This window comes from Paenibacillus sp. FJAT-27812 (assembly GCF_001273905.1).
Classification (GTDB): Bacteria; Bacillota; Bacilli; order Paenibacillales; family Paenibacillaceae; genus Pristimantibacillus.
The window spans coordinates 3,102,396-3,126,791 of sequence record NZ_LIGH01000001.1 but is presented as its reverse complement, the minus strand read 5'-3'; the positions used below and the strand labels follow the sequence as shown (position 1 = coordinate 3,126,791).

Here is a 24,396-nt window from a genome sequence, read left to right as displayed (position 1 = left end):
TGTTGATTCCTTTAAAAAGAAAAAGATCTCCTCATGAGAGATCTTTTATTATGCCGTTCGGAAAGTGCCTGTCGCCTTTATTTCCTCTTTGACGCCCGTATAGGCATGCAGCTTGCCGTGGTATACTAATTCTAATAATGCCGTATTCTCCAAATCAGCCGGCGTTACGAATAAAGATGGCTTGTTGACCAAATTCACTCCGCTTTCTTCGAAAACCGAAGCGACGAACTGCGAACAGAAGTAAGCGTATTCTCGTTTCATCTCGATATTAAGCATGATGCCTAACATGCCAAGCAGATTATATTTGTATTGGTCTCTATTCTTCTCCATATAGTGAATCTGGTTTCTAATATTGATATAAGCGCAATGGCTGATCGTGCATCGGTATAGAGCACAGGTAGAATGCTCAAAAAACTCGCCGCGCACATCCTCCTTCACAAACCCCGCAAAAAATGGGTTGCTCGGATTTTTTCTCCCGAAGCTATACACTTCATTCAAATCGCTGTCAAATGCTATTGATGCATGGTTTAACATATTTTTCGTATACCATCGAATGGTCTTTGAGAATAATGTACCCGTATTCGTTAAGAGCACATAAATTTCTACATCTCTATTCATGCCGTACTACCTCCACATTAAAGAACTCTCATCTTGGTATTAACTTTAATGCAGGAGAACAAAATTCTAAACCTGCTCAGGTAATAGGTATGTCCCCGACCTTAGTCCAGTTTTGTAAACATAGTGTGACAGAGGGTCTTCTACCAATCATTCAAACTTCCATAGCTTTACTCTATTTTACTGGATTTTCTCTTTTTACTCAATAAGGTAGTTCGCCTTTTTTACCTCTTGCTTAAAAAAATGTTAACATTTTCTTATTTGGAAGATGGTATAGTAGGAAAAGATTTACACGGTTCATTTACTATTTATATGCGCCAACTTACAATTTAGTATATTCATTTCAATTCCTATAAATGGTCACGGAGGGTTTCGATATGGAATGGTTTACTCGATATAAAACGCAGCTGGAGCAAGTTTATATGGAAGCTGAGCGCCGTATTGCCGTTTTTCCAGAACCGCTTAACGCGATTGGCCTTGCTTACGCCGACAAGTTCAATCCTGTGAAGCATGATAGCGGCAAGGATTACATATGCAGCCTGCTTCCCTTCTGGGTCAAGGAGCCGAGCGGCATTAGTGATGCACAGTGTGAGAAGCTCGCTTTAGCTAATGTATATGGAATGCTCTATTTTTTTATTCAGGATGACGTGATGGACAGCCTTCCCTCTTCCCGCTGGAAGGAGCAGCTTGCTCTCGGCAGCCTGCTGCAGCTTGAAATGTTCAGCCTCTTCCGCGAGTTGTTCCCTTCCGATCCCGTGTTTTGGTCCTATTATCAACGTTATGTGACGACATGGGCTGACAGCGTCGTGAACGAGAATCGCCAGGATTATTTTATTAACGATCGGATCCGCACGGCAGGCAAAGCAGGTCCCGTCAAAATCGCAAGCACGGGCGCGCTTCTCTTAACAGGGCGGACAGAGCTAATCGACAAGCTGGAGCAAATGATCGACATCGTGCTTATGACGCTTCAGATGGCGGATGACTATGCGGACTGGCGGGAAGATTTGGCAGATGGCAGCTATAACGGCTTGCTTGCGATGATTGCTGCCGATCGCCCTGCTGGAACCCTTTTGACAGAGAAGGATGCTGAAAATGCCATTTACATTCGAGGATGCCTAAAGCCATATGTGCAGCTGGCCGAGGATAATCATGCGAAGATAGCGGCTATGGAAGCGGGAGCTGGGGAATTGATAGAGTTTCACGCTTTTATAGTGAATCATTTGAACCATGTATATGAGACGATTGAATCAAAAAAGAAAAATCTGCTTAAGGGCGGATTTAACTATTTTTTCGGAAATCAATCAATTGAATAGGTGCAAAAGATTCTATTATTTGTCGAAAAATTGAAAATATATATGGAATATGTCGAATGGTCATGCTAAACTGAGTATGGTAAACATATACATATTCGGAAGGGTGATCATTGTGTCCACTAAACAATCATTGCAAGAACAAATCATTCAAAAAGCCTGGGAAGATGCCGAATTCAAAAAACAACTTCTAGCCGACCCGAAAACAGCCGTTAAAGACGCTTTTGGCGTTGATGTACCGGATACAATCGAGGTAGAAGTGGTAGAAGAGACAGCAAATAAATTTTATCTCGTTCTTCCCGTTAACCCTGCTGAGAAACAAGATGAAGCTCAAGTATTCTTCCCGATGTGGGTATAAGAATAAAAGAAGTCTCCTTACTTTAAAGTAAGGAGACTTCTTTTATCTCTTGCTGAAATTCAATAATTGCTTCAGTACCAAAACCCTTTTTACTTGTAAAATGCAATGTCCCCTGCATCACTTCGATAATTCGGAATGTGACCATAAGACCAAGACCAGTGCCTTTAGTCTTCTTAGAATAATAAGGCTCACCAAGCCTTTTCAAATCATTCTCTGTCATGCCTTCTCCGTTATCTTTAATTCGAATAATAACATTTTTTGTATCCTTATTTTCATAAGCACGAATATGTATGGTACCTTCTTGGCCCAATGCCTCAATACTGTTCTTGATAATATTAATCAGTGCTTGCTTAAACTTTGATGAATTTCCTCGGACATAAAGATTTGATTCCAAATCTACTGTAATAAGCCCCCCTTGCATTGTCGCTAAAGGAACAAGAATTCCTTCTATTTGCTGCAGCTCTTCTCCAATGTTAAGAATCGTAGTCTGTTCAAGTTGGGGCTTGGCGAAGGTAAGAAAGTCAGTAATGATTTCTGAAGCACGATCTAGCTCTTCAATGGCAAGCAGCATAAACGTTTTATCCTTCTCACTGTTAGCCTTCTCCCCGATAATTTGTAGAAATCCTCTTGTAACTTGTAATGGATTACGAACCTCATGCGCAACTGAGGCGGCAAGTTGGCTAATGATTTCCATCTTCTCAGACCTCTGCAGCTCATTGTTAAATATATCCATTTGCTTGGAGTATTTAACCATTTGCTCGTAATTAAATATGCTTCTACGAGCTAGTATAATAACTAATGCACCTAAAAAACAAAGAATTCCCCATTTCCAAACAAACATGTAGTAGTCCAATTGTTTAATATAATACCAAGCTAATTCACCTCCACCTATTACAGCAAACATACTAAAACCGACTGATAGGATAATGGCTTCCTTGTTTCTTTGCTTACAATAAATTGCAAGTAAAATTATTAACAGTATATTGCTTATTAAGATAAAAATTGCGAATACTGCTGCACCAAAAATCGTGTACCAGTCTCTTACTTCATGCGATATAAAACTAATAATTAAAAATACTGTATTAATAACTGCAAAAATAACATGAAGCTTTCTAAAACGATAAATTAGCTTAAAAGGTCCCTTACCAAAAACTCGCTCAAAGAAGAAAAAAATGGAGGGCATTAAAAGTGTCGAACCCAGATCAAATGAGTAATATGAAATAATACCTATTTGAGGATACATCATATGTAAAAATGGAGAGTATGTAAAAATCATTAATCCTACAGATAAAATAATAACTGTTAAAGAGTTTCCAGCAGCTAAATATGATTTTTTAATAAATATAAAACATATTAGTAGGCCACATGCTATAAACACTAGTGCCGCACCTAAAATAACATCTAAAATTCCATACTTCATAAACCCTTTTTCAAGTTGTTGAAATTCACCCAAATGTATATTGCCTTGAACTCCAATTAACCCTACATTAGTAGCTAATTTTATATAAACGACTATATTAGATTCGTTAGCCGAAAGTGGTAAGATAATTTCATTTTTATTGTATGGATAGTTTCGATGTGAATTGTAAACGATCTGATTATTAATGTATATCGTCACATCTCTAGCGGTTAATCTTTTTATTGATAAAGCTGGTCTTACTAAATCAAAAGAAGGCACTTTCACTCTCATCCATGCGGTATCAATATCAACAGGTTTTCCAAGAGATGCGTTACCTTCAGAAAATAGCGCCCACTCCCCTTCCCTTTCCTTGGAAGAAACATCCTGAACCGTACTATCAGGATCCTCTTCCCACATCATTTCCCACTCCGTGATGGCAGTAGTCGCAGCAGAAGACTGCGCATAGGCGGACACAGCCAGAAAGGCGCTAGCAATAAATAACGATAGGACGATAACAATTACATATTTATGTAAAGCTTTCATTGAACACCTCATATGATAAGAATCACAATTCCTTATACGGTACTATATTTCGACAATCTTCGATTTAGAACCTTCTGACTTTACCCTTTATTTAAAATAAACAACAAGTTAGAACCAGATAAAATGGGTTATTAAGCTAATTCCAGTTTATTCCCTTTAGTGAAAAGGCACAATAGTTTCTATTATTTGTCGAATATTAGAAATTTACGTTTTATAACATATATCGTAAAATGACAAAAAAAGCGCTCGTCCACTCTAATATGAGCAGACAGCGCTATTTTTTTGCTGAAGGGATGTGGATGACGGCTTCCGTACCCACGCCTTTTTTACTATTAAACTTAATCTTCCCGCCCATAGCTTCAATAATACGGAAGGTCACCATCAATCCTAAGCCGGTTCCTTTCGTTTTTTTGGAGTAATAAGGCTCGCCTAATCTCTTCAGGTCGGCCTCGTTCATCCCTTCCCCATTATCCTTTATAGTAATGACCACGTTGTTGAAATCATTCATGTAGGTTCGAATCAAAATGGTTCCATCTTTGTTTAGAGCTTCAATACTGTTTTTGATAATATTAATTATCGCTTGCTTTAGTTTGGATGAATCACCGCGAACGTATAATTGAGGTGATAACTCCGCCTTGATAACGCCGCCCTGCATGTTCGCTAAAGGCACCAGTATTCCCTCTATTTTCTTAAGCTCGTCGGCAACGTTCAAAAGCGTCATTTCTTCGAGCTGCGGCTTAGCAAATGTTAAAAAATCCGTAATAATATCAGCCGCCCGATCCAGCTCATCTATTGCCATCACCATAAACCCTTTGTCTCTTTCGTTCGTTGATTTCTCACCGAGCAATTGAAGAAAACCTCTGGTCACTTGCAGCGGATTACGAACCTCATGGGCTACCGAAGCGGCTAATTGGCTGATGATATCCATTTTTTCGGCACGCTGAAGCTCATTATTAAAGACTTCCAACTGCTTGGAATATTTTACGACCTGCTCGTAATTCAACAATATTCTTCTTACTAAAATAATAATTAAGGAGGCAATAAAACTAAAAATGCCCCATTTCCAAAATATCAAATCATAATTTTTGTCTTGAATAAAGTACCAGCCGAGCTCTAACGCTGCTATCGCTGCGAAAGTGCCGAATCCAATCGTAATGATGATAGCTTCTTTGTTCCGTTGCAGACAATACTTGATGAAACAGCCAATAAGCAGCATGTTCCCAAAAACGACCGTCCCGGCAAACGTGAGCGTCGTCACGAGTATATAATACTTTTCAATTCCATCCGATAGGAAAGAAGCAAAAAACCAAACAATAGAAATCGCCGAAACCATGACCTGCAGCTTTCTAAAACGCGTAATTAATCCGTAGGGACCTCGTCCAAATATTTTCTCAAAAAAGATAAAAATAGAAGGCATCAATAAATTTGAGCTGACATCAAACGTGTAATAAATGATAAATCCATATTCCTTATATACCGAATGGACATAGGGAGATAAAGAAAGAAGCATTACCCCGATTGAAAAAATAAAAACACAGAGTGAATTTATCCCCGACAAATAAGATTTATTTAAAAATAAAAAACATAAAAACATAGCCAGCGATACAAATAAAAGCGATGCCCCAATAACGACATCGAACATTTCCTGCTTCATAAACGCTTTGCTGAGTATCTGGCCTTCACCAATCATAATGGGTTTCTTTAGGCCAAGCCAATCTGAATCGGTATGCAAAAGGATATAGACCATATGATTAGCTTCATGTTCCGTAATAGACAAAAGAATCTCGTTTTTATTATAAGAATAATTACGGTCTGACTCATAAACGAGCTTATTATTGATAAAAATCGAAACGTCCTTGGCTGTTAACTTGCTTATTAATAATACAGGCCTTGCCAGATCATATTCCGGCAGCTTAAACCTAACCCATGCCGATTGAATATTAGCTGGTTTCTTCGGCAACGCATCCCCATAGGTAAATGCTTGCCACTCGCTTGAACGCTCACTTGAAGAAGCATTTTGAACGGTCTCATGCGAGTCGTCCTCCCACATCATTTCCCAATCGGTTATAGCAGCCGGAGTAGAATTCGATAACGCATAAGTGGGTGTTGAAAGGAGCGGAATGGCTATAAATAACAATAAAACAAGAGCCTGCATAAATTTATGGGAAGCCTTCATCGAACACCTCGGCATGTTGAAAATACTATTTTATATTTCTACTATATTTCGACAAACTTTGATACGCCTCCTTCTTCTTTCCCACTATTTCCAAAAAGCACAATCATTTTCGCCAAGGGGGAAAATAAACAAAGCAGCCCCAAAGATCGTCACGACCTTCAGCAGCAGCCTTGTCATTTGCTATTAAAACATTTTTTTCTTGATCGCTACACGGCGAAGGATCCTATCGTTCAGTACCACGATAATCGCTATCACGAGGATGGCAAGCAGTACGACTGCAGCGACTGGCGTATGCTGGGCATTAAATGGGGATTGCAGCAGCTCGCCCAGCCACTTTGAGGTTAATACGATGTCCATCGCCACTGCCGTAACAATCGCCACAAGTGTAATAAGCAACCCGTTCCGCCAGTGGAACCGATAATAACCCGAACCGATGAGCCAACCGCTGCCAAAGTAAGCAAAGAACAAGCAAAAATATTCAACAAAAACCAAGCCTAGCTGCGAAGGGGAAGTAAATAGATGAGTGTTTTGCAGCTCAATGGACCAATTATTCCGCTCATAAATAAACTGCTCGAACGAAATGCCTGCCATCATAAGGAGCGCTAACAGCGCTGAGCTCACTGCCATGAAGAGAGTCACGCCCCGTATGAAATGCCGCCTCGTAACGCCGCACGCAACAAAACTCGCAAGAGACGCGGGGGTCAGCAAAATGCCGATGACCATGAGAAATATTTTAGGGGAAATCGTTACGCTCTCCCATATTTCATTTAAATTCAATTCTCCGTCAGGAATGACCTTTTCATTTACTAAAACAGCAAGGCCAATAAAGACCAATATGAAAATAATCCAATAGAAGAAGAACGTCCAGCGAAAGGTGTACAGCAGATGCTGTGCTACATTCAGCACGGGATGTTTTCTCTTGCCGCTCATAACTCATCCCCTCGTTTCTTGGTCAAATGAACGAACAGATCCTGCAGCGATACAGGCCCAAGCTCAAGCCCTTCCGCCAATGCTGCCTTTCGTTTTTGTTCCGTGAGTTCGCCGAACACCGTAGCCGACTTCGTCTTGCCCAGCTTCTGTTCGCCAAGCACCGTCAAGCCGCTAACGAAACGGTCTACGCTGTCGCTTGGTCCGGTAATGGATGCGCCGCGCGCGCGAAGCGCCTCTGTTTCCTCATGCATGAGCAAGCGCCCTTTATCCAAAATAAGCACCTCCTCAAACAAGGAGCCTACCTCCTCAATTAAATGCGTGGATAAAATGAATGTCCGAGGCGCCTCCATATAATCATTTAGAAGCTCTTCGTAAAAGGTATAGCGAGAAGGAGCATCCATGCCAAGATAAGCCTCGTCAAAAATCGTAACCGGGGCGCGGCTGGCAAGGCCTAATGTCACGCCAAGCGCAGATTTCATTCCTCGCGAGAGCGATGCCACCCGCTTCTTCAGCGGAAGCTCATATTGACGTATGAGCCGGTCTGCGTAATCAGCATCCCAGTTCTGCCAGCAGCTTGCTGCTAGCTTTAACACATCTCGTACGTAAAGGGTTTCGGGCATGTGGCCGCTTTCTTGAACGAAGCATACTTGCTCCATAATTCGCGCATTTTCGAAGGGGGCTTCGCCATCAATGGCTACGTTGCCGCCTGATTGTTCGCGATAAGAGGCTAGTATCGATAGCAGACTTGTTTTGCCAGAGCCGTTCCGGCCTAGAAGACCGTATATTTTGCCGCCCTCCAGCTTAAACGAAATATCCTCAAGCGCCGCAAAAGAACCATAACGCAGCTGCAAATGGCTCACCTCTACCGGAAGCGTCATTTCCCGTCCCTCCCTCTCACCTGTTCGATTCGACCTATAATATCTGCCAGCGGCACTCCGATCTTCTCGGCCTCCGCAAGCATTTGATCGACAACCTCCTCAAAAAAACGCTCCCTGCGCTGCATAAGCAACGATTGCCGCGCTTCACCGCTCACAAACATGCCGATTCCCCTTTTCTTATACAAAATGCCTTCCTCCGTTAACAAATGGAAGCCTTTCGCTGCGGTAGCCGGGTTTATGCGATAAAACGCAGCATATTGATTCGTAGACATCACCTGCTCATCTTCTTGCAGAACGCCGCTAATGATATCGTCTTTAATTTTGTCAGCAATCTGCTGGTATATGGGACTTCGGTCATCAAACACGCCATCACCTCTTTGCTTCTACGGTTCATTACTTATGTAACTAACCATACAACTAACATTATCCGATGTCAAGCCTATTTGGATACAGCTCGTCTTTTTACAAAACAAAAAAAGCCGCCCCATCAGGTCATTGACCTCATGAGACAGCTTCTTGTCCTTACTTTATGCCAAGCACAGCAAGACCATTCCATCGTTATGGATATTTACTCAGATGCGTGAATACCCTTCATCCAACCAAGCAGCTCGCGGCTAACCTGATCCAGCTGCTCCTGTGGCGTAATGGTCGCTTGTTTATCGCCCTTTTGAACGCCGTAGGAACCGAATTGGCCGTGGTTGCCGCCTTCAATGGTGACATACTGCGTATGGCTAGGCATAAACGCCTTCCCCTTGCCCCAGTCCTCCCAGTTCAGCACCCCATCGTTAGAAGCGGTAATTTGCAATACCGGAAGCTTTGCATCGGCTAGGCTTCCGGCCTTTTCCGCATAAGCCGCCAAGAAGAAAATGCCCTCGATTTGATCCGGATGCTCAGCGGCATACCTTGACGCAAAAACACCGCCAAGCGAGTGTCCGCCTAGCACGTAACTCTCGTTAGGATGCTCGGCAATGAAGGCATCCGCTTTATTTTGCCCCATAAAAGCAAGGTTGAGCGGCATGCTGGCGATGTATACACGGTGACCGGCCTCTGCCAATTCCCGCGCAAAAGGAGTGTAGCTCTTAGGATCTACCAATCCGCCCGGATAAAAAACAACATTCGGCTGCTTCACAGCCGCCTCGCCTGCAGCAGGCTCAAAGCGATAGCCGGCTTGTCCGATGCCGACCGTTACCTGGTCATCGCTTTTCATTGCCGCTTTAGCTTCCGGCGACGGCGAATATACCATAACCTGATACACGATAACGAGCGTTAATAATAGAGCTAATACAATGCCTGCCGCCCAGATCAGCACCTTTCTTCTACGCCCCTGCTTCGGTTTTGGCAAAGCCGCTGAATCCTGATTCATTTCATACACGTCCTTAATTCAGCATGCTCATCAGCAGCTGTTGTGATTTCAAAGCCTCCTCGCCATCCACGGCGAGTTTCTGATCATGAATGATGCATTGCACAAAATGATGCACGGCATCCTCGAAGCCGCGCTGCTTCAAAATCGTCTGCCAAGCCGGAGGGAAAATCGTTGTAAGCTTATCATCCCGCTCCACCTCGAGCAAACTCATATTTTTGACGCGAATCATTTCGCCTGCCGCGACGATTTCAAGCTGTTCGATGCTTGTGCCGGCATTGCGATGCATCGCGGTCGATACGCTATAACCAGCTGACGCATTGTATTGGTGCTGTGCATATAACAGTTGATTTTCATCGTTGATCCGGACGATCCCGTTTTGCAAATCGGCTTTGCCATCCGCCAACCATCTTGCCGTATCCACCAAATGCAAATAATCATCCAGCATCGTAAAATTCACCATATGAGGACCGACCGAATTTGTGCGATGCTTCTCCATTCGAATCCATGCAGCCTGAACCGTATGCTGCTTCGCCTGTACGTATAACGGCGCGAATCGGCGGTTGAAGCCAACCATAAGCTTTCTCCCAAGCTTCACGCTTAGCTCCGCAAGCTGCTCCGACTCCTCTAAGGTTGCCGCAAGCGGCTTATCTACATATACATCCTTACCCCGATTGAGGAGAGTAGACACAACTTCAAAATGGGAATCCGTCGAGCTATGTACAAATACCGCATCGCAGCTTTCTGCTAGCTCGGATAAGCTGCCGAACGATTCGATTCGATACTCCCCGCAAATAGCCATTCGTTTCTCCGCACTAGGAGAATAAGCGCCTGCAAACGTCCAATCCGAGGCTCTTGATAATAGGGGGAGATATACTTTTTGAGCGATACCGCCAAGTCCAACCATTCCGATACGAAGCTTACTCATTCTCTGGCACCTCTTCATTTGCTCATTTTTTTAGCCTTGCATAAGCATGTTAACAAATTTTATATCCGCGGGAGCAAAAGAATAATCAGCTAATTGCTCTGAGCGGACCCAGCGATACTCATCATGATCGATCAGTGCAATAACGCCTGCAATAAACTTCGCTCTATAAGCTATTAGTTGAATCTGTAAGTCACCATACCAATGCTCATTTATGCCAAAATACGTTTGCACTTCGATCTCGACGCCCATTTCCTCCATCAGCTCTCTGCGCAGACACGCCTCAGGCGACTCCTCCTCCTCCAGTTTGCCGCCTGGAAACTCCCATAGTCCACCCTGTGATTTTTCTATTCTGCGTTTTGCTATGAGCAGCAATCGCTGCTCATTCTCAATAATAGCTGCTGCTACCCGAATCAATCAGACACACATCCTCTAATTGCGAACTCCTTACCTCCCATTTTGGTATTCATTCTCGAAATTTGCAAGCAAGATTCCTTGCGCATATTTGATCGCAGCCAAAAAAAGCCGTTGGGTTGTTGAGGTTGATGCTGCTACGCTTAAAATAAAAACGAAGCTGATGACATCCGCTTACAGTTCAGCTACAATACTTTTAGGTGAAGAACACCGCTTATTCTCTGGACCATTGTCCGAAGAACAAGCGGTGTTTTTTTATTTTCAGGAGATAGGAGCGGGTCGGTCTTATGGAAAATCGAATGACGTTTGACGGCGTGAATATTGGATCAACCATTAAATKGGGTGAATCCGAGCTGGCTTATCGGGAGTGGATACTCAAGCATACCGAGCTGCGTGATCCAACAAGTGAGCGAAGGCGACGGTTAGTGGAGCGGGACGATCATGGAGAGCAGCTGTTTGCAATCGGCATCTGGTTGCCTGTTCTGCAAAGCTTTGAGCATTTGCATCCGGAGTACGAGGTGAATGATTATCGTGATGGGAGCCGATTTTTAGACTTCACCTATATGCGTCCACCCTATCGCATCTCCATTGAAATTGACGGCTATGGACCGCATCAAAAAAACGCCTCACGACGCAAATTTTCAGATGACCGCTTTCGGCAAAATCAGCTTGTCTTGGACGACTGGATCATCGTCCGTTTTTCCTATGACGACCTTCGTGAAAGGCCACGGCAATGTCAGCAATTTATCCAGCAGCTGCTTGGCAAATTGTACGGCCTGGGTCGTGATCAATTGCTGGATCAACCCTTGCCTGCGTTCGCCCGTGAGCTCCTGCGTTCCGCACAACGCCGTGGTAATAGAGCACCCTTCAGCCCTAAAGATGTCGAGAAGCTGCTTGGAGTCAGTCACTCTACAGCTCTTAAATACCTGAAGCAGCTGCTGAAGCAAGAGCTTGTTGAACCAGCATCCGGAGAAAAGCGGATACGCACCTATTGCCTTACAGCCAAGGGTGCTCGATTGCATCTGTAAGCATTTTTTCTGAAATCCGCCCTTTTCGGTGGGCGAGCTGGCAGGGGCGGGACGAGTTAGGTCCACTTTCTAGCTCTATTTTGTGAAAATTGGTTAATTGGGTGGGTTTAGAGCTAGTTTCTAGCTCTATTTCTCTGGAATCAGCCCTTTCCGGGGCAGATTGACCGGGGCGGGGAAAAATTGATCTACTTTCTAGCTCTATTTTGTGAAAATTGGTTAATTGGGCGGGGTTAGAGCTAGTTTCTAGCTCTATTTTTCAGATGCCAGCTTTATGGGCCTGGTCGGCAAGGGTTGCCGTGAATATGAAGCCGCTGTGGAAGTTGACTGGGCACACGGTGGGCCGAACTCTCGCGACAGGCTGGCTGCGTACGCGATAAGCCTGCATTTCAGGCTAGATTCCCAGTACGGGGGCCGAGCTAAAGAAAGGGCATCCCTTTAGCAGATAAAACGGCTAAAGGGATGCCCTTGTGCTTTAAGTTAGTTACTCATTAATCAGTTCGAGCTTTTGCATCATATTGTAGATGAGAACAGCGCCCTGGGCACGGTTTGCCACGTCGGTTGGACTGAGGCTGTTGCTTGTAGTGCCGCGGATTATACCTTGCTTTAATGCATACGCGAGCGCTTCGCGCGCCCAAGGCGCAACACTTGCCTCATCGCTGTATGCACTTAGCAGTTGTTTCGTTTCTTCTTCCGACAAAACTTCAATTTTGCCTGTGTATTTGATTGCATGGTATAGGATGGTCACCATTTCTTGTCGGTTCAGAACGCCTGCCGGTCTAAACGACCCATCCTCATAACCATTAACCAGTCCCATTCCATACCCGGTTACAATCGCATCGTTATGCCATTGTCCCGCCTTTACGTCCGTAAAGGCCGCAGCAGAAGTGCCAGACGGTCTAATGCCAAGCGCCTGCAAAATCATCGTAACATATTGAGCGCGAGTTATTTCGCTGAATGGCTTGAAGCTGGCTATGCTTATGCCGCGCAGCACAAACTTATTGCTCAAAGCTTGAATGGCTTTTGTCGCAAATGGAGCAACTGTGCCGTCCGCAAACGTCCGCATATGCCGCCAAACCGTATATGCCCCGCTACCCTTAAGCTTTAATTCCACTTTGGTTACTATGTTAGCCTCGCCGCTAAACAAGGCAGGAACCGAATAAGCCTCGCCATTCTCGCCGTTCCCAATAGATACGCCGGCTAATTCATACGCTTTAATCGAGCTGGCATCGTTCGTCGGCAGCTTCATAATAAGCTGAGCGTAGCTCCCCTTATACTCGAGTGCTTTAGAGCCGCCATCCTTCTTCACTGCTTTTAGTTCAAAACCTACTACCGGCAGCCCTATTGATGAAGCACCGTTGAATGGAAGAGCAGACTCGGCACGCTGAGCCTCTTGGCTTTTCTCGTTAAAATTTAGGACAACATGAATGGTGTCCGTCTCCGTGTTCACTTGATCCTTTAGCTCTGCAAGCGGCAAGCGCAATGCGCCAATCGCCGTCTGGATTTCTAAAAAGGCTTGCGGATTATTGGTCGACAGTTCGACTATCGCTGCGGGGATGGCAAGCAGCACTTGCTCCGCCGTGTCGGATATAACCCCCACGCTAACAGTGGCTGGTCGTGGGGAAAGCGCTAGCAGCGCGTCCACTCCCTTACTGCTTATAACAACCTCTACATTGCCATTCGCGGCTTGACTTGCAACGGCATCCTTCAAAATCGCTTGCCCCGCTTGTCCGCCAATCGTTTTATCAAGCAGCTTCTCACCAGGATTGGTCACATTTCCGCTAGCTCCCCCTGTTCCGCTATTTCCGCCAGTACCGCCATCTCCGCCAGTACCGCCGTCTCCGCCAGTAGCTGCAGCTCGGAATACAGATACGGTGTACGTTCGGGACTGTCCGTCCTGAGCTGTTACTTTCACAGTAATCGGAGTTTGGGCCCCAGCAATAAGCTCGATGGATGCCGATGCCGTTCCGCTGTCTACCTTCACGCCGTTCACTTCAATAATAGCTGCCTCGTCAAAAGCTGTCGGCGTAACCTTGATCGTTGAAACCTGATTGGCTGCATCTGCTCTGTACGCGTCCTTCTTAGAATCAAACGGTGCATTTAGCGTAGCCCCCGATAGTGAGAGTGCCGCTAATTGATTTCCTGCAAAATCAAACTTCTGTACCCGGAAATTATAGCTATCCGTTACAAATACATTACCAGTCCCGTCCACCGCTATGCCTCGCAGTCCGTCGAATTCGCCTTCTAACTTCCCCTTGCTTCCCCAGCTTTCCAGCAATTGCCCTTCCGGTGAATATTTACGAACCAACTCGTCCTCGCTGTCCGTAACATACACGTTTCCGACACTGTCTAGCGCGATATCCGAAATATTTCCAATGGTCTCTTCATTCAAATTCCCCCACTCTGCTTCCAACTGCTCGCCGCCAAGCGTGAACGTTTGAACATGGTACGTATCCGTTGTGTATACGATGCCCCTCTCGCTATCAACCGCAATGCTTTGTGGCCTAAAATAAAACCCGACCGCGTAATCCGGCTCGCCAACGAAGCTGTTCACCTGCTCATCCTCTGCATTAAAGACTTCAACGGTATGTCCGATTGTATTAGCAACATAAACATGGCCATTACGATCAGTCGCTACGTCCTGCGGATCGCCAAGCGCGCTATCCACTACTTTTATCGACTCATCAGACGGATTGTATTTTATTAAGTCACTATAGCTTGTTATATAGATTTGCCCTGCTGCATTGGCAGCTAGACCATATGGCGAGAAGTTCGAGTCCCCGCCCTCCTCTTCCAAAAAATTCAGTCTATTATCGAATTTTTGCACACGATTATTGCCTAGGTCTGACACATAAATACTGCCGTCCGCGTCGATGGCTATATTTTCGGGCATATAGAACTGACCGCTCTCGCCCCCGAGGCTTCCCCATGTGTCTAAGTGCTGCAGCGCAGCATCAAACTTTTGGACGCGGTTATTATATTTATCAGCCACATAGACACTGCCGTCGCCTGCTACAGCAATGCCCTCCGGCTGATCGAACTGGCCATTTCGCCTGCCTTCCTCACCGATAACCGCCGCATTCCATGATGAATCAAAACGAACAACACGGTTGCTCGATCTATCCGTTACATATAGATTGCCGCTGCTATCCGCCGCGATTCCTCCGATTTCATCAATCATCACATGAGTTGAGCGATTAAGTTGCTCTTCGTTCCCCTCGCTTCCTTGCCATTGATCCAGCAGCCTTCCTTCGTTATCCAGCTTCAAAATCCGGTTTTCATCCGATACGTATAAATTACCCGCATGATCGACCGTTAGGGCTGACAGCTGTTGGAATGGGCTGCCTCCTTCATCCCCAATGTCATACGAATCAAGGCTTGCGGACACCGGCTCTCCCGCTTCCAAAATCCATATTTTATTGTAATAGTTATCGGCTGCATAGAGCTTTCCGCTCTCGGAATCAACGGCCAGTCCGCCAATATAGCCAAAAATCTCCTCGCCATTCCATTGCTCCACTTGCGAAAAAACAAAGCTCTCGCTCACCGCCAGTTTATAAATTTCGCTTCCGTTAGTCACATACACAAAACCGTCCTGGTCAATAACGATATTGCTTGGCCGGAACTGCCCTTCCCCAAAGCTGCTCGTTGCCCCAAGCTGCTTTCCAGCCGCATCAAATACAACAATTTGACGGTTAGCCCAGTCGGCTACATACACATTTCCGTTTGTATCCGTTTCTACATCACTAACAATTTCAAAGTAATGTCCTTGCTCCGGCGTCATCCGCTCGAACCTATAGCTGCCTCCCGCTCCTTCTGCCGCGGCGCGCTCCACCGAGATGCCTGCTGCACTCGATGCAAGCAAGCATGTGACCAGCAATAGCCGTGCTGCCTTTTTGATTCCGAAAAATCGTTCCATCCTTTTCACTTCCCTTTCTTCAAGCTGCTTTATCGTCGTCTACGATTCTAGCAACAGAAAAAAAGGAAAACGATTGCCGAAAGTTAACTTTTGCTCGATTTTGTCAGAAAAAGTAGCCTATAATAGAAAAAAAGAGAAATTTGTCATCATTTGTGGAGGCGTTATGAATCCATCACCCAATCATGTTCTTTTGCAAACAAAAACCGTGCTTCCCCAATTAAGAAAAAATCTAGTGCCGCGCAGAAGGCTGACGGAGCTGTTGGACCAAGGAACAGAACGCCGTTTGACGACTGTTTGCGCGCCCGCTGGCTTTGGCAAAACAACGCTGCTCAGCCAGTGGATTGATCAAACAAGCAGCCTTGTTAGCTGGCTTTCCTTAGAAAAAGGAGACAATGATTTAATCCGCTTTTGGCGATATGTCGTGCAGTCCGTCGCCGCGAGCGCCTCCCCTCATTTGGTTAAGCGAGTCTCGCAGCACTTGCCTCTGCTTCCCGCTGCGTCTATCCATACTTTCCTTGATGCATTTATTAACGATCTCTATACGATTGCTCAGCCGGTCGTCCTTGTGTGGGATGATTATCAATATATCGAACTGCCGGACATACACGCCAGCGTTGCCTATTTTATCGACCATCTTCCCGGGCATGTCCGCCTCGTCATCGCTGCCCGCTCCGAGCTGCCTTTCTCCACTGTGAAGTGGACCGCGAAGGCTGAGCACACCGCGATTGATGTTCGTCAGCTGCAGTTCACGCTGGCAGAAACCGAGGCCTACTATAGCCATACTGCCGCGCTTCCCCTCACTCGCGCGCAAATGGATGCTTTGTTCGAGCGAACGGAGGGCTGGGTTACCGCGCTGCAGCTTATTTCGATCTCGCTTCAATCAGACTCTGATTATGATAGGCTCATCGATAGTTTTACAGGGGGCCATCGCGCCGTCGCCGACTATATGTTCCAAGAGGTATTGTCCGAGCTGTCCGAGGAAATGCTGCAATTTCTGCTTCAGACCTCCATGCTGGGGCGAATGGATGCTGCGCTTTGCGAGGTTGTTACCAAGAACCAAAACAGCCATCAACTGCTGGAGCAGCTTAAAGCGCGCAACCTCTTCCTTATTTCACTGGATGAGCATAACGGCTGGTTTCGGTACCATCATTTATTTGCTGAATTTTTGCAAAATCGGATGAAGCGGCTTCAGCCTAATGAGTGGTTAACCTGCAACCGCGCGGCAAGCATAAGCTTCGCATCGCGAGGTTATGTGATCGAAGCGATCGACCATGCGATAGCCGCCTCTGATTCTGTGCTTACGGAAAGCCTGCTAGAGAAGTATGCTCCCTACTTGCTCATGCAAGGCGAATTTACGGCGCTGCTGCGATGGCTGGACAGCTTCCCAGAGGATAGGATGAAGCGATCGCCCGATACGGCGCTGCTTCATGCCTTTGTCCTTATCGTGACCGGACAGTCCGATCGCGCCGAGATGATGATAGAGCGCATTCAGCAGCTGCCTGATCATGAGCTAGGGCAAGAAATACAGAGCGGGCTGTTATTCGTCAAATCAAATTTGCTGTTTACGAGCGGCCGATTCGAGCAGTGGATAGCCTTTGCAAATGGGGGATTAGACGAGATGCTCCCGCAAAGCTCCATCTACTATAATTTCAATTACAACCAGACGGAGCCGCTTGTGCGGCGAACTTCCTTTGGCATGAACGGGACGCTGACCGCTGCTACCGAGAGCATTGCCCATCTTTTTACAAGCACGCTGAGAAGGCATAACTGGAATGAATCGCTCATCAATCTCTATGTGATGCAATCGCTATGCGAGGGCTACTACGAGTGGGATCGGTTAGATGACGCCGCTGCCCTTCTCCCGGTTGTTGAACGAGCCGCGCGCGCAAACCAAACGCCGGGGCTGTACATTCCTAATCAAATCACGCAAGCTATGATTTACATGGCGCAGGGCATGGCGTATTTGGCTCATGATACGATTGATGCAGCCCTTCAAGCCATGACAAGAGAACGCGAAAGCTTGCACTGGAAGCAGGCGCTGATCGCATGCAAAATCAGGCTTTATCTAAGGGAAGGCAATCTCCCGCTTGCGAGGAAAGAACTGCCTAAGCTCCATATTTCCGCGAAGGAGCGGCCTGTGCTCAGCCGATGCTACGAATACGTGACGCTCGCGAGGCTGCTCGGCGCTCAGCACAAGGAAGCCGACGCGCTTCGCGTCCTCTCGCTGCTCAAAGCTCAAGCGGTTAGAGAGAATCAGCTCATAAGCGTCGTGGAAATAACGATACTCGAAGCTTGTCTCACGGAGCAGCGCGGGCATCGGGCGAGCGCGCTCCGTCTTCTGCACGAGGCGCTGACTATTACCGAGCCTTTTCACTATATAAGAAGCTACGTCGATGAAGGAGCAAGAATGCAGGGGTTGCTCCAAAAATATGCAATGCAGCGGTCGCTCGCTCCTGATTCCCCGCTGAATAGCACTGTTGCAAATGAATACGTACAAAGGCTGCTGCAGCATTTTCCGAGCAGGCTTGAAGAAGCTGCGGAGGCAGCTCCTACTGAGGAGTTAACCCGCAGCGAGCTTGAGCTGCTTAAGCTGATCCGCCAAGGAGCTTCGAACAGATCAATTGCCCAAACGCTGATGCTCGCAGAGGGAACCATCAAAGTATACGTCTCCCGCATTTATGCGAAGCTCGGCGTCTCGTCGCGAACGCAGGCACTGCTGGCTGCACAGCAGCTGCAGCTGCTGGACGGGGAATAATTTTACACAAATGACCTTCTTTTCGCGCAACTATAACCGCAATCCTTTCGTTAAGGAGGGTAACCAAATCTTGCTAGATAACTGCATCATCAAAAATAGGAAATAGGAGGGTTATTCATGCGAAAAAAAGCGGCTGCTGCGCTGCTTCTAGCTGCGTTATTGCTTCTCGCTCCCGCGGCCGGGGGGCCGTTCCTGAAACAGGTTTCCGCGGATTCTGATATTCAGCTTGTCGTTCGGGGCACAAAGCTAGCTTTATCTACCCATGTTTTTATCGAGAATGGCAATACCGTTGTTCCATTGCGGGAAATTTCGGAAGGTTTAGGAGCAGAGGTCAGCTACCAAACCGGAACAAATGGTCAGCAAATGATTACGCTCAAGCGCGATGATCGAACCGCTTCTCTCACAATCGACTCTGCCTTAATGACCGCAAACGGCAAGAGCATTCGATTAGAAGCACCCGCCCGCCTCTATCACGACGTTACAATGGTTCCGCTCCGTGCCATCTCCGAAGCGCTAGGCGCTGTCGTAGCTTGGGATGCTGTCAATCGGATCATAACGATTGACGATCCGCTGCAGCTGCCGACGATTGGCTCTGAAGAGAAACTCCGCGAGCTAATGGGAGCAAGTAACGCCCAGGGCGGACAGCTTAATAAGATCGAAATACTAGCAGGTCAAAACGAGATTGTCGATAACGCAGCCCCCGCCTCGGAGGAGTCCAAAAGCGATGGCGACTATTCTCAAACGAATGTACAAGTTGGCGGAGTAGATGAGGCGGACTGGGCCAAAACGGATGGCCGCTTCATCTATCAGCTTAGCGGATCGCGCGTGCTCATTACCGATATTGCTGATCCTGCTAAGCCGAAGCTTGCAGCAACGGTTGCATATGCGGCGAAGGACGGCTTCACGCCACTAGAATTTTATGTCGATGACAACCGTTTAGTCGTCATTGGCCATCATCAAGCCAGACTGCCCAATAATGCGGATACCGGCACTACGCCAGCTGCAAGCGGCAATGTCGCAAGCAAGGAGAGCGGCACGGCTGCCTCAACCGCCTCTGAGGCAAAAAGAGGGTTATGGATGCCCGTACCGATGCGCTATACGGTAAAAACGCTTATCTACGAGCTGAATGAAGCGGGTCAGCCGAAGCTTATGCGCGAGATCGAGCAGGAAGGCAGCTACGGCTCCTCGCGTAAAATCGGCAGCGCTTTCTATATTGTGACCAACAAGAACAACTATGCTTACCCGTTGTACGATAAACAGAGCGGCGGCGATGCTGCGAAAGATCAATACGCCCTCTCCTTTCAACCCGTGTATAGCGATTCGGCGGTGTCTAGCGAGCAAAAATCACTGCCCCTTGATTCGATTCGCTATTTCCCTGATTCACCCGAACCGAATATGATGCTCGTCGGAGCAATCGACCTTGATGCTGCTGATCAGCCATTGCAATTATCAGCTTATCTCGGTTCAAGCGAGACGATTTACGCCTCTGAAAAACATTTATACGTTGCCATTTCCAAATATACAGCGAAGGATGGCACCTATAAGCAGGAGACGCAAATTCACAAATTCCGCCTTGACCAAGGACGAATCGTCTATATTGGCGAAGGGTCGGTTCCCGGCACTATTTTAAACCAGTTCTCGATGGATGAGCATGAGGGCTTCTTCCGAATTGCATTGACGAAGGACGGCATGCTCGCAAACGGCAAAGAAGGCTCAACCAACAACCTCTACGTGCTGGATGAGAAGCTTAACACGGTCGGGAAGCTGGAGGGCTTGGCGCCAGGCGAGCGCATTTACTCCGTCCGCTTCATGGGCGGCCGCGCTTATATGGTTACCTTCCGCAACATTGATCCGCTGTTCGTCATTAATCTGAATAACCCGGTTAAACCTACGGTGCTCGGGCAGCTGAAAATTCCCGGCTACAGCGACTACTTGCATCCTTATGACGAGAACCATATCATCGGCTTCGGCAAGGAAACGATCGAGCTCCCTTCCAAAGGAATGAGCGCTGATGAGACGACCGCTTTTTACCAAGGGATGAAGATCGCCCTGTTCGACGTCTCGGACGTTAACCACCCTAAGGAAAAGTTTAAAGAAATCATCGGTGATCGCGGCACGAATTCCGAGCTTTTGCAGGATCATAAGGCATTGCTCTTCTCCAAGGAAAAAGGGCTGCTGGCGTTTCCGGTAGAGCTTCAGGAAATTAAGAACAAAGCGACGCTTAAGCCTGCCGATTCGCTCTCTTACGGTGAATTCACGTATCAAGGAGCCTATGTCTATGGCATTGACTTGCAGAAGGGCTTTACGCTGCGCAGCCGGATTACTCATTTGACAGCAGAAGATCTCGCGAAGAGCGGGCAATACGGCTTTGATTACGAAAAAGCCGTTCGGCGCATTCTCTATTCGGGAGATATGCTCTATACGCTGTCTGATCGTATGCTCAAAGCAAACAATCTAACTACGTTAAAAGAAAGCGGCTCGCTCACCTATCCGGCTAAGCCCGAGGAAAGCACGGTATATCCGGACGGCCGGCTGGTGCAGCCATTGATGGTTGCCGAATAACCTGCATCTTCGAAATCTGTCCATTAAGCAAAAGATCGCCTTCGTCTTCCCTAAGGGTAGAACATGGGCGATCTTTTACTACTCTGAATATGAAAAATGGCCCATTGTGTAACAATATCTCCCAAATTTCAGCTTTTTGTATAAAACCTCCAATAATCGCTATGAATTTGCTACACTAATAAAAAATGATCAATAAGAGGATGATGACGATGTCAGATCATAACGACCGCGATGAGCTCGCCGATCGCCGTCGCAATAAGCTGAAAGTGCTTCATTTTGATGCAAACGGCAAAGATTTAATTGAATCCGAGAAACCGGATGAAACTTTCGCTGATGTAGGCGGACTTGAAGAAGTGAAGAAAAAAATTCGCATGAACTTTATTTTGCCGCTGAAGCAGCCTGAGCTGTTTGCTGCCTATGGCAAAGAAGCGGGCGGAAGCCTGCTGCTGTACGGCCCTCCCGGCTGCGGCAAAACCTTTCTGGCTAGAGCGGTAGCCGGAGAGATTGATGCGAACTTCATGCACATTGAGCTGCAAGCTATTCTTGGCATGTACGTTGGGCAAAGCGAAAACAATTTGCACGATATTTTCGAGAAAGCGCGAGAAAATAAGCCCTGTGTCATCTTTATAGACGAGCTTGACGCGATGGGCGGCAGCCGCAACCAGATGCGTCAGCATCATGACCGCATCTTGGTCAATCAGCTGCTGATGGAGCTTGACGGGCTTCGCACGTTTAACGATCAAGTATATGTCATTGGCGCGACGAACACGCCTTGGTACCTCGATTCAGCGCTGCGCAGGCCCGGTCGGTTTAACCATATGATCTTTGTACCGCCGCCGGAAGAAAACGAACGGGAATCGATTTTGCGGCTGAAGCTTGCAGGCAAACCGCTTGCCACGCTTGATCTGAGCAAAATATCAAAGGAAACAAAACATTTCTCAGGCGCTGATTTGGAGCAAATCGTGAAGGATGCCGTTGAAGAGGCCTTGGAGAGAACGCTGGAATCCGGTGTCATCGAGCCGATCTCGCAGGATGATTTGAAGAAAGCGTCCAAGCAGCGGAAAGCCACTACGCTTGACTGGTTTGCCACTGCCAAAAACTACGCAACCTTCAGTGATGTCAACCAAGACTATCAAATCGTACTCGATTATATGAAAAAAAACAGTTTGAAATAATCGACTAATAGCGAGGTAGGCATATCTATGATAGAGACGGCTATAAGCAGTCAGCGTTATGATCGCATTACACAGCTGATGCAGTGGAGCAAGTATAAAGAAGCATCCGAGGAGGCGCTCCAGCTTATTCGGGAAATGCCGGAAGATCCGGATGCCTACGCGCTGCTTGGACATGTATGCTTTCGAACGGAAAACTTTGACCACGCCCTTCGCTGGTCCGGCGAGGCGCTTAAGCGTGATCCGGAAAACGGGCTGGCCTGGTTCGTTAGAGCCAATTCCTATTACGCGATGGAGCAGTGGGCCGATTCCTTGCAAGCAGTTGACGACGCACAGCGAATCGATCCCTATGAGCCGCACTATTTTTTCTTGCGCGCTAATATAAGCAACAAAAAAGGGAGATTTGAAGAAGCTAGAGACTACCTGTTGAAAGGTCTTGAGATTTCGCCTGAGAATCCGCTTTATCTGGCTAACCTAAGCTATAACGAAGCTCTGCTGCAAAATTTCCCCGAATCCAGACGGCTGTCGAACATCGCCTTGCGCCTTGAGGTAGAGTCGGATTTGGTTTATTTGTATCTGGCTTGGTCCGCCGAAAGGCGGAATGATTATGACGATTATCTGCTCATGCTCAAAAACGCCATCAGGCTAGATCCGGATAACAAGCAAATTCGCGAGGAATTTCTGAAAGGGCTCCAAAAAAATTATAAATTTTATCGTATTATGCTTCTGCCAGGCAATCTGATTAAGAAAATGAAGCCGTGGCAAATTTTCCTCAGCTGGATCTTTCTTTGGCTCTTGTTTAAACCGCTCGTCATCCTATTTATCGTCCTATATATCATTACCCACTGGGTTACCAAGCTTCTTGTTCATGTCAAAGTGTATGGCTGGACGCGCCGAAGATAAGCCGCACAATAGCAAAAAGACGTCTTTACGGCCTTCATGGACCGTATAAGACGTCTTTTCTTTTGTGATGCCTATTCTCGTGCTATTCCAATGCTTTGTCTAATCGTCCGATTGTAATGTAAGCTTGCTGGCGCGTATACGTGCCTTTTGGGCTGAAGTTTTTACTGTCCGTTCCTTTCATGATCCCGAACATAAATACAAAATCAACGCCCGGCTTCGCCCAGCTCGCGATGCTGCTGCTGTCAGCAAATGCCGAAGCATCTACTTCCGTTTCATAGCCCAGCACCTCCGCCGTATTCGTGAGCATAATAGCCGCTTCTTGTCTGGTGATGCTGCCGTTAGGATCAAACTTTCCATTTCCTTTGCCGTTAACGATCCCCATCAAATTAGCAGCAATAACTTCTTTAATCGCTGTATCCGTGAATGGATTGTCGGCAAGGCTAACTTCATTTTCCAACAAGATTTCATCGATGGTTTGCCCTGTTTTGACCTCTAGCAGTTTAATAATGATTTTCGAAAAATCAGCTCGTGTAATTTTTTGTTTATAGTTTGTACGCAGCTCAGTCGGTACGAGCCCGGCAGCAATGGCTTCATCCACCTCAGCTTTTGCCCAAGCATCAGGCTGGTCCGTTGTAACCGCACCTTTTTCAGCCTTGAAATAATAAATCGTTGTATTCTCTGTTGCCTCATCCCATATGAACAATTCATAGTAAGGCAGCCCGTAAGAGAAATTCACGGTCACGGTCGTATTTGCCTTCAGGTCATTCGTTCTTACCTCTTTGCCATTAATCGTCCAAGGCAATTCGTTTCTGACCATAATACCGTCCTTCAAAATGTAGCCCGACACGCTAGCTTTCATATCAACCTTCGGCGTGAAAGTTAAAACTGTATTTTCCGGAACGATAGTAGCTGTAATTTCTAAATCCTCGTAAATATCTCCAAAATCGTCAAGTGTGATCTTTTCCTTTACTTCACCCGACTGTTTGGACACAGAAAACGTATAGTTTTCCTTAGGAATTTCGGCTGCTGCAGCCGGAATAGCGAATGAAACCGCCATTAAACATACTGTAAGCAAAAATACAAAAGCTTTGTTACCTTTCTTCATGCCTTAACCTCCAAATAAAATGAATAGTACTTCCAAATTAATAATTCAAC

18 protein-coding genes are annotated in these 24,396 nt (G+C 46.5%); 7 read left to right on the top strand and 11 right to left on the bottom strand.

Going from position 1 to position 24,396, the window contains the following annotated elements; all coding sequences use genetic code 11:
* Positions 1-48: 48 nt before the first annotated feature.
* Positions 49-618: a hypothetical protein gene (locus tag ADU23_RS13125; RefSeq protein ID WP_053374150.1), complete on the bottom strand. Its 570-nt coding sequence runs from the start codon at positions 616-618 to the stop codon at positions 49-51.
* 374 nt (positions 619-992) lie between these two features.
* Here ADU23_RS13125 and ADU23_RS13120 point away from each other — a divergent pair, with 374 nt between their 5' ends.
* Positions 993-1,928, top strand: a complete 936-nt coding sequence (locus tag ADU23_RS13120) for a hypothetical protein (protein ID WP_053374149.1) — start codon at positions 993-995, stop codon at positions 1,926-1,928.
* Positions 1,929-2,040: 112 nt separating this feature from the next.
* Positions 2,041-2,283, top strand: coding sequence for an NHLP leader peptide family RiPP precursor (locus ADU23_RS13115; RefSeq protein WP_053374148.1), 243 nt, complete (start codon positions 2,041-2,043; stop codon positions 2,281-2,283).
* A gap of 22 nt (positions 2,284-2,305) precedes the next feature.
* Here ADU23_RS13115 and ADU23_RS13110 read toward each other — a convergent pair whose 3' ends face one another.
* The 8 genes from ADU23_RS13110 to ADU23_RS13075 form a co-directional block, all read right to left on the bottom strand.
* On the bottom strand, positions 2,306-4,225 hold the full coding sequence (locus ADU23_RS13110; protein ID WP_053374147.1) for a sensor histidine kinase: 1,920 nt from the start codon (positions 4,223-4,225) through the stop codon (positions 2,306-2,308).
* A gap of 274 nt (positions 4,226-4,499) precedes the next feature.
* The gene (locus ADU23_RS13105; protein ID WP_053374146.1) at positions 4,500-6,401 is read right to left on the bottom strand and encodes a sensor histidine kinase; all 1,902 of its coding nucleotides are present in this window, start codon (positions 6,399-6,401) and stop codon (positions 4,500-4,502) included.
* 183 nt (positions 6,402-6,584) lie between these two features.
* Entirely contained in the window at positions 6,585-7,331 is a 747-nt protein-coding gene (locus ADU23_RS13100; protein WP_053374145.1) for a hypothetical protein, read from the bottom strand.
* A complete protein-coding gene (locus tag ADU23_RS13095) occupies positions 7,328-8,209 on the bottom strand; it encodes an ATP-binding cassette domain-containing protein (protein ID WP_053374144.1) in 882 nt (293 codons plus the stop codon). Before ADU23_RS13095 ends, ADU23_RS13100 begins: the two co-directional genes overlap by 4 nt.
* Positions 8,206-8,574 carry a GntR family transcriptional regulator gene (locus tag ADU23_RS13090; RefSeq protein WP_053374143.1) on the bottom strand — a complete coding sequence of 123 codons (369 nt, stop codon included), beginning with the start codon at positions 8,572-8,574 and terminating at the stop codon, positions 8,206-8,208. The genes ADU23_RS13095 and ADU23_RS13090 overlap by 4 nt, the downstream gene beginning before the upstream one ends.
* 203 nt (positions 8,575-8,777) lie before the next feature.
* Positions 8,778-9,572, bottom strand: a complete 795-nt coding sequence (locus ADU23_RS13085; RefSeq protein WP_053374142.1) for an alpha/beta fold hydrolase — start codon at positions 9,570-9,572, stop codon at positions 8,778-8,780.
* A gap of 13 nt (positions 9,573-9,585) precedes the next feature.
* Positions 9,586-10,497 carry a Gfo/Idh/MocA family protein gene (locus ADU23_RS13080; protein ID WP_053374141.1) on the bottom strand — a complete coding sequence of 304 codons (912 nt, stop codon included), beginning with the start codon at positions 10,495-10,497 and terminating at the stop codon, positions 9,586-9,588.
* A gap of 30 nt (positions 10,498-10,527) precedes the next feature.
* Positions 10,528-10,911: a (deoxy)nucleoside triphosphate pyrophosphohydrolase gene (locus tag ADU23_RS13075; protein WP_053374140.1), complete on the bottom strand. Its 384-nt coding sequence runs from the start codon at positions 10,909-10,911 to the stop codon at positions 10,528-10,530.
* Positions 10,912-11,195: 284 nt separating this feature from the next.
* Here ADU23_RS13075 and ADU23_RS13070 point away from each other — a divergent pair, with 284 nt between their 5' ends.
* Complete coding sequence (locus tag ADU23_RS13070; protein ID WP_053374139.1) at positions 11,196-11,936, top strand: hypothetical protein; 741 nt, start codon at positions 11,196-11,198, stop codon at positions 11,934-11,936.
* Between the two features lie 481 nt (positions 11,937-12,417).
* Here ADU23_RS13070 and ADU23_RS13065 read toward each other — a convergent pair whose 3' ends face one another.
* Positions 12,418-15,849: an S-layer homology domain-containing protein gene (locus ADU23_RS13065; RefSeq protein ID WP_053374138.1), complete on the bottom strand. Its 3,432-nt coding sequence runs from the start codon at positions 15,847-15,849 to the stop codon at positions 12,418-12,420.
* A gap of 163 nt (positions 15,850-16,012) precedes the next feature.
* Between ADU23_RS13065 and ADU23_RS13060 the strand changes: the two genes are divergently transcribed.
* The 4 genes from ADU23_RS13060 (at position 16,013) to ADU23_RS13045 (ending at position 23,241) form a co-directional block, all read left to right on the top strand.
* Positions 16,013-18,604 (top strand): LuxR C-terminal-related transcriptional regulator, encoded by a 2,592-nt coding sequence (locus ADU23_RS13060; RefSeq protein ID WP_053377610.1) that lies wholly within the window; start codon positions 16,013-16,015, stop codon positions 18,602-18,604.
* Positions 18,605-18,721: 117 nt separating this feature from the next.
* Positions 18,722-21,166 carry a beta-propeller domain-containing protein gene (locus tag ADU23_RS13055; protein ID WP_053374137.1) on the top strand — a complete coding sequence of 815 codons (2,445 nt, stop codon included), beginning with the start codon at positions 18,722-18,724 and terminating at the stop codon, positions 21,164-21,166.
* Between the two features lie 209 nt (positions 21,167-21,375).
* The gene (locus ADU23_RS13050; RefSeq protein ID WP_053374136.1) at positions 21,376-22,341 is read left to right on the top strand and encodes an ATP-binding protein; all 966 of its coding nucleotides are present in this window, start codon (positions 21,376-21,378) and stop codon (positions 22,339-22,341) included.
* Positions 22,342-22,368: 27 nt separating this feature from the next.
* Positions 22,369-23,241 carry a tetratricopeptide repeat protein gene (locus ADU23_RS13045; RefSeq protein WP_053374135.1) on the top strand — a complete coding sequence of 291 codons (873 nt, stop codon included), beginning with the start codon at positions 22,369-22,371 and terminating at the stop codon, positions 23,239-23,241.
* Positions 23,242-23,323: 82 nt separating this feature from the next.
* On the opposite strand, the gene ADU23_RS13040 is transcribed toward ADU23_RS13045, so the two are convergent.
* Positions 23,324-24,346 carry an S-layer homology domain-containing protein gene (locus ADU23_RS13040; protein ID WP_053374134.1) on the bottom strand — a complete coding sequence of 341 codons (1,023 nt, stop codon included), beginning with the start codon at positions 24,344-24,346 and terminating at the stop codon, positions 23,324-23,326.
* Positions 24,347-24,396: the final 50 nt, after the last annotated feature.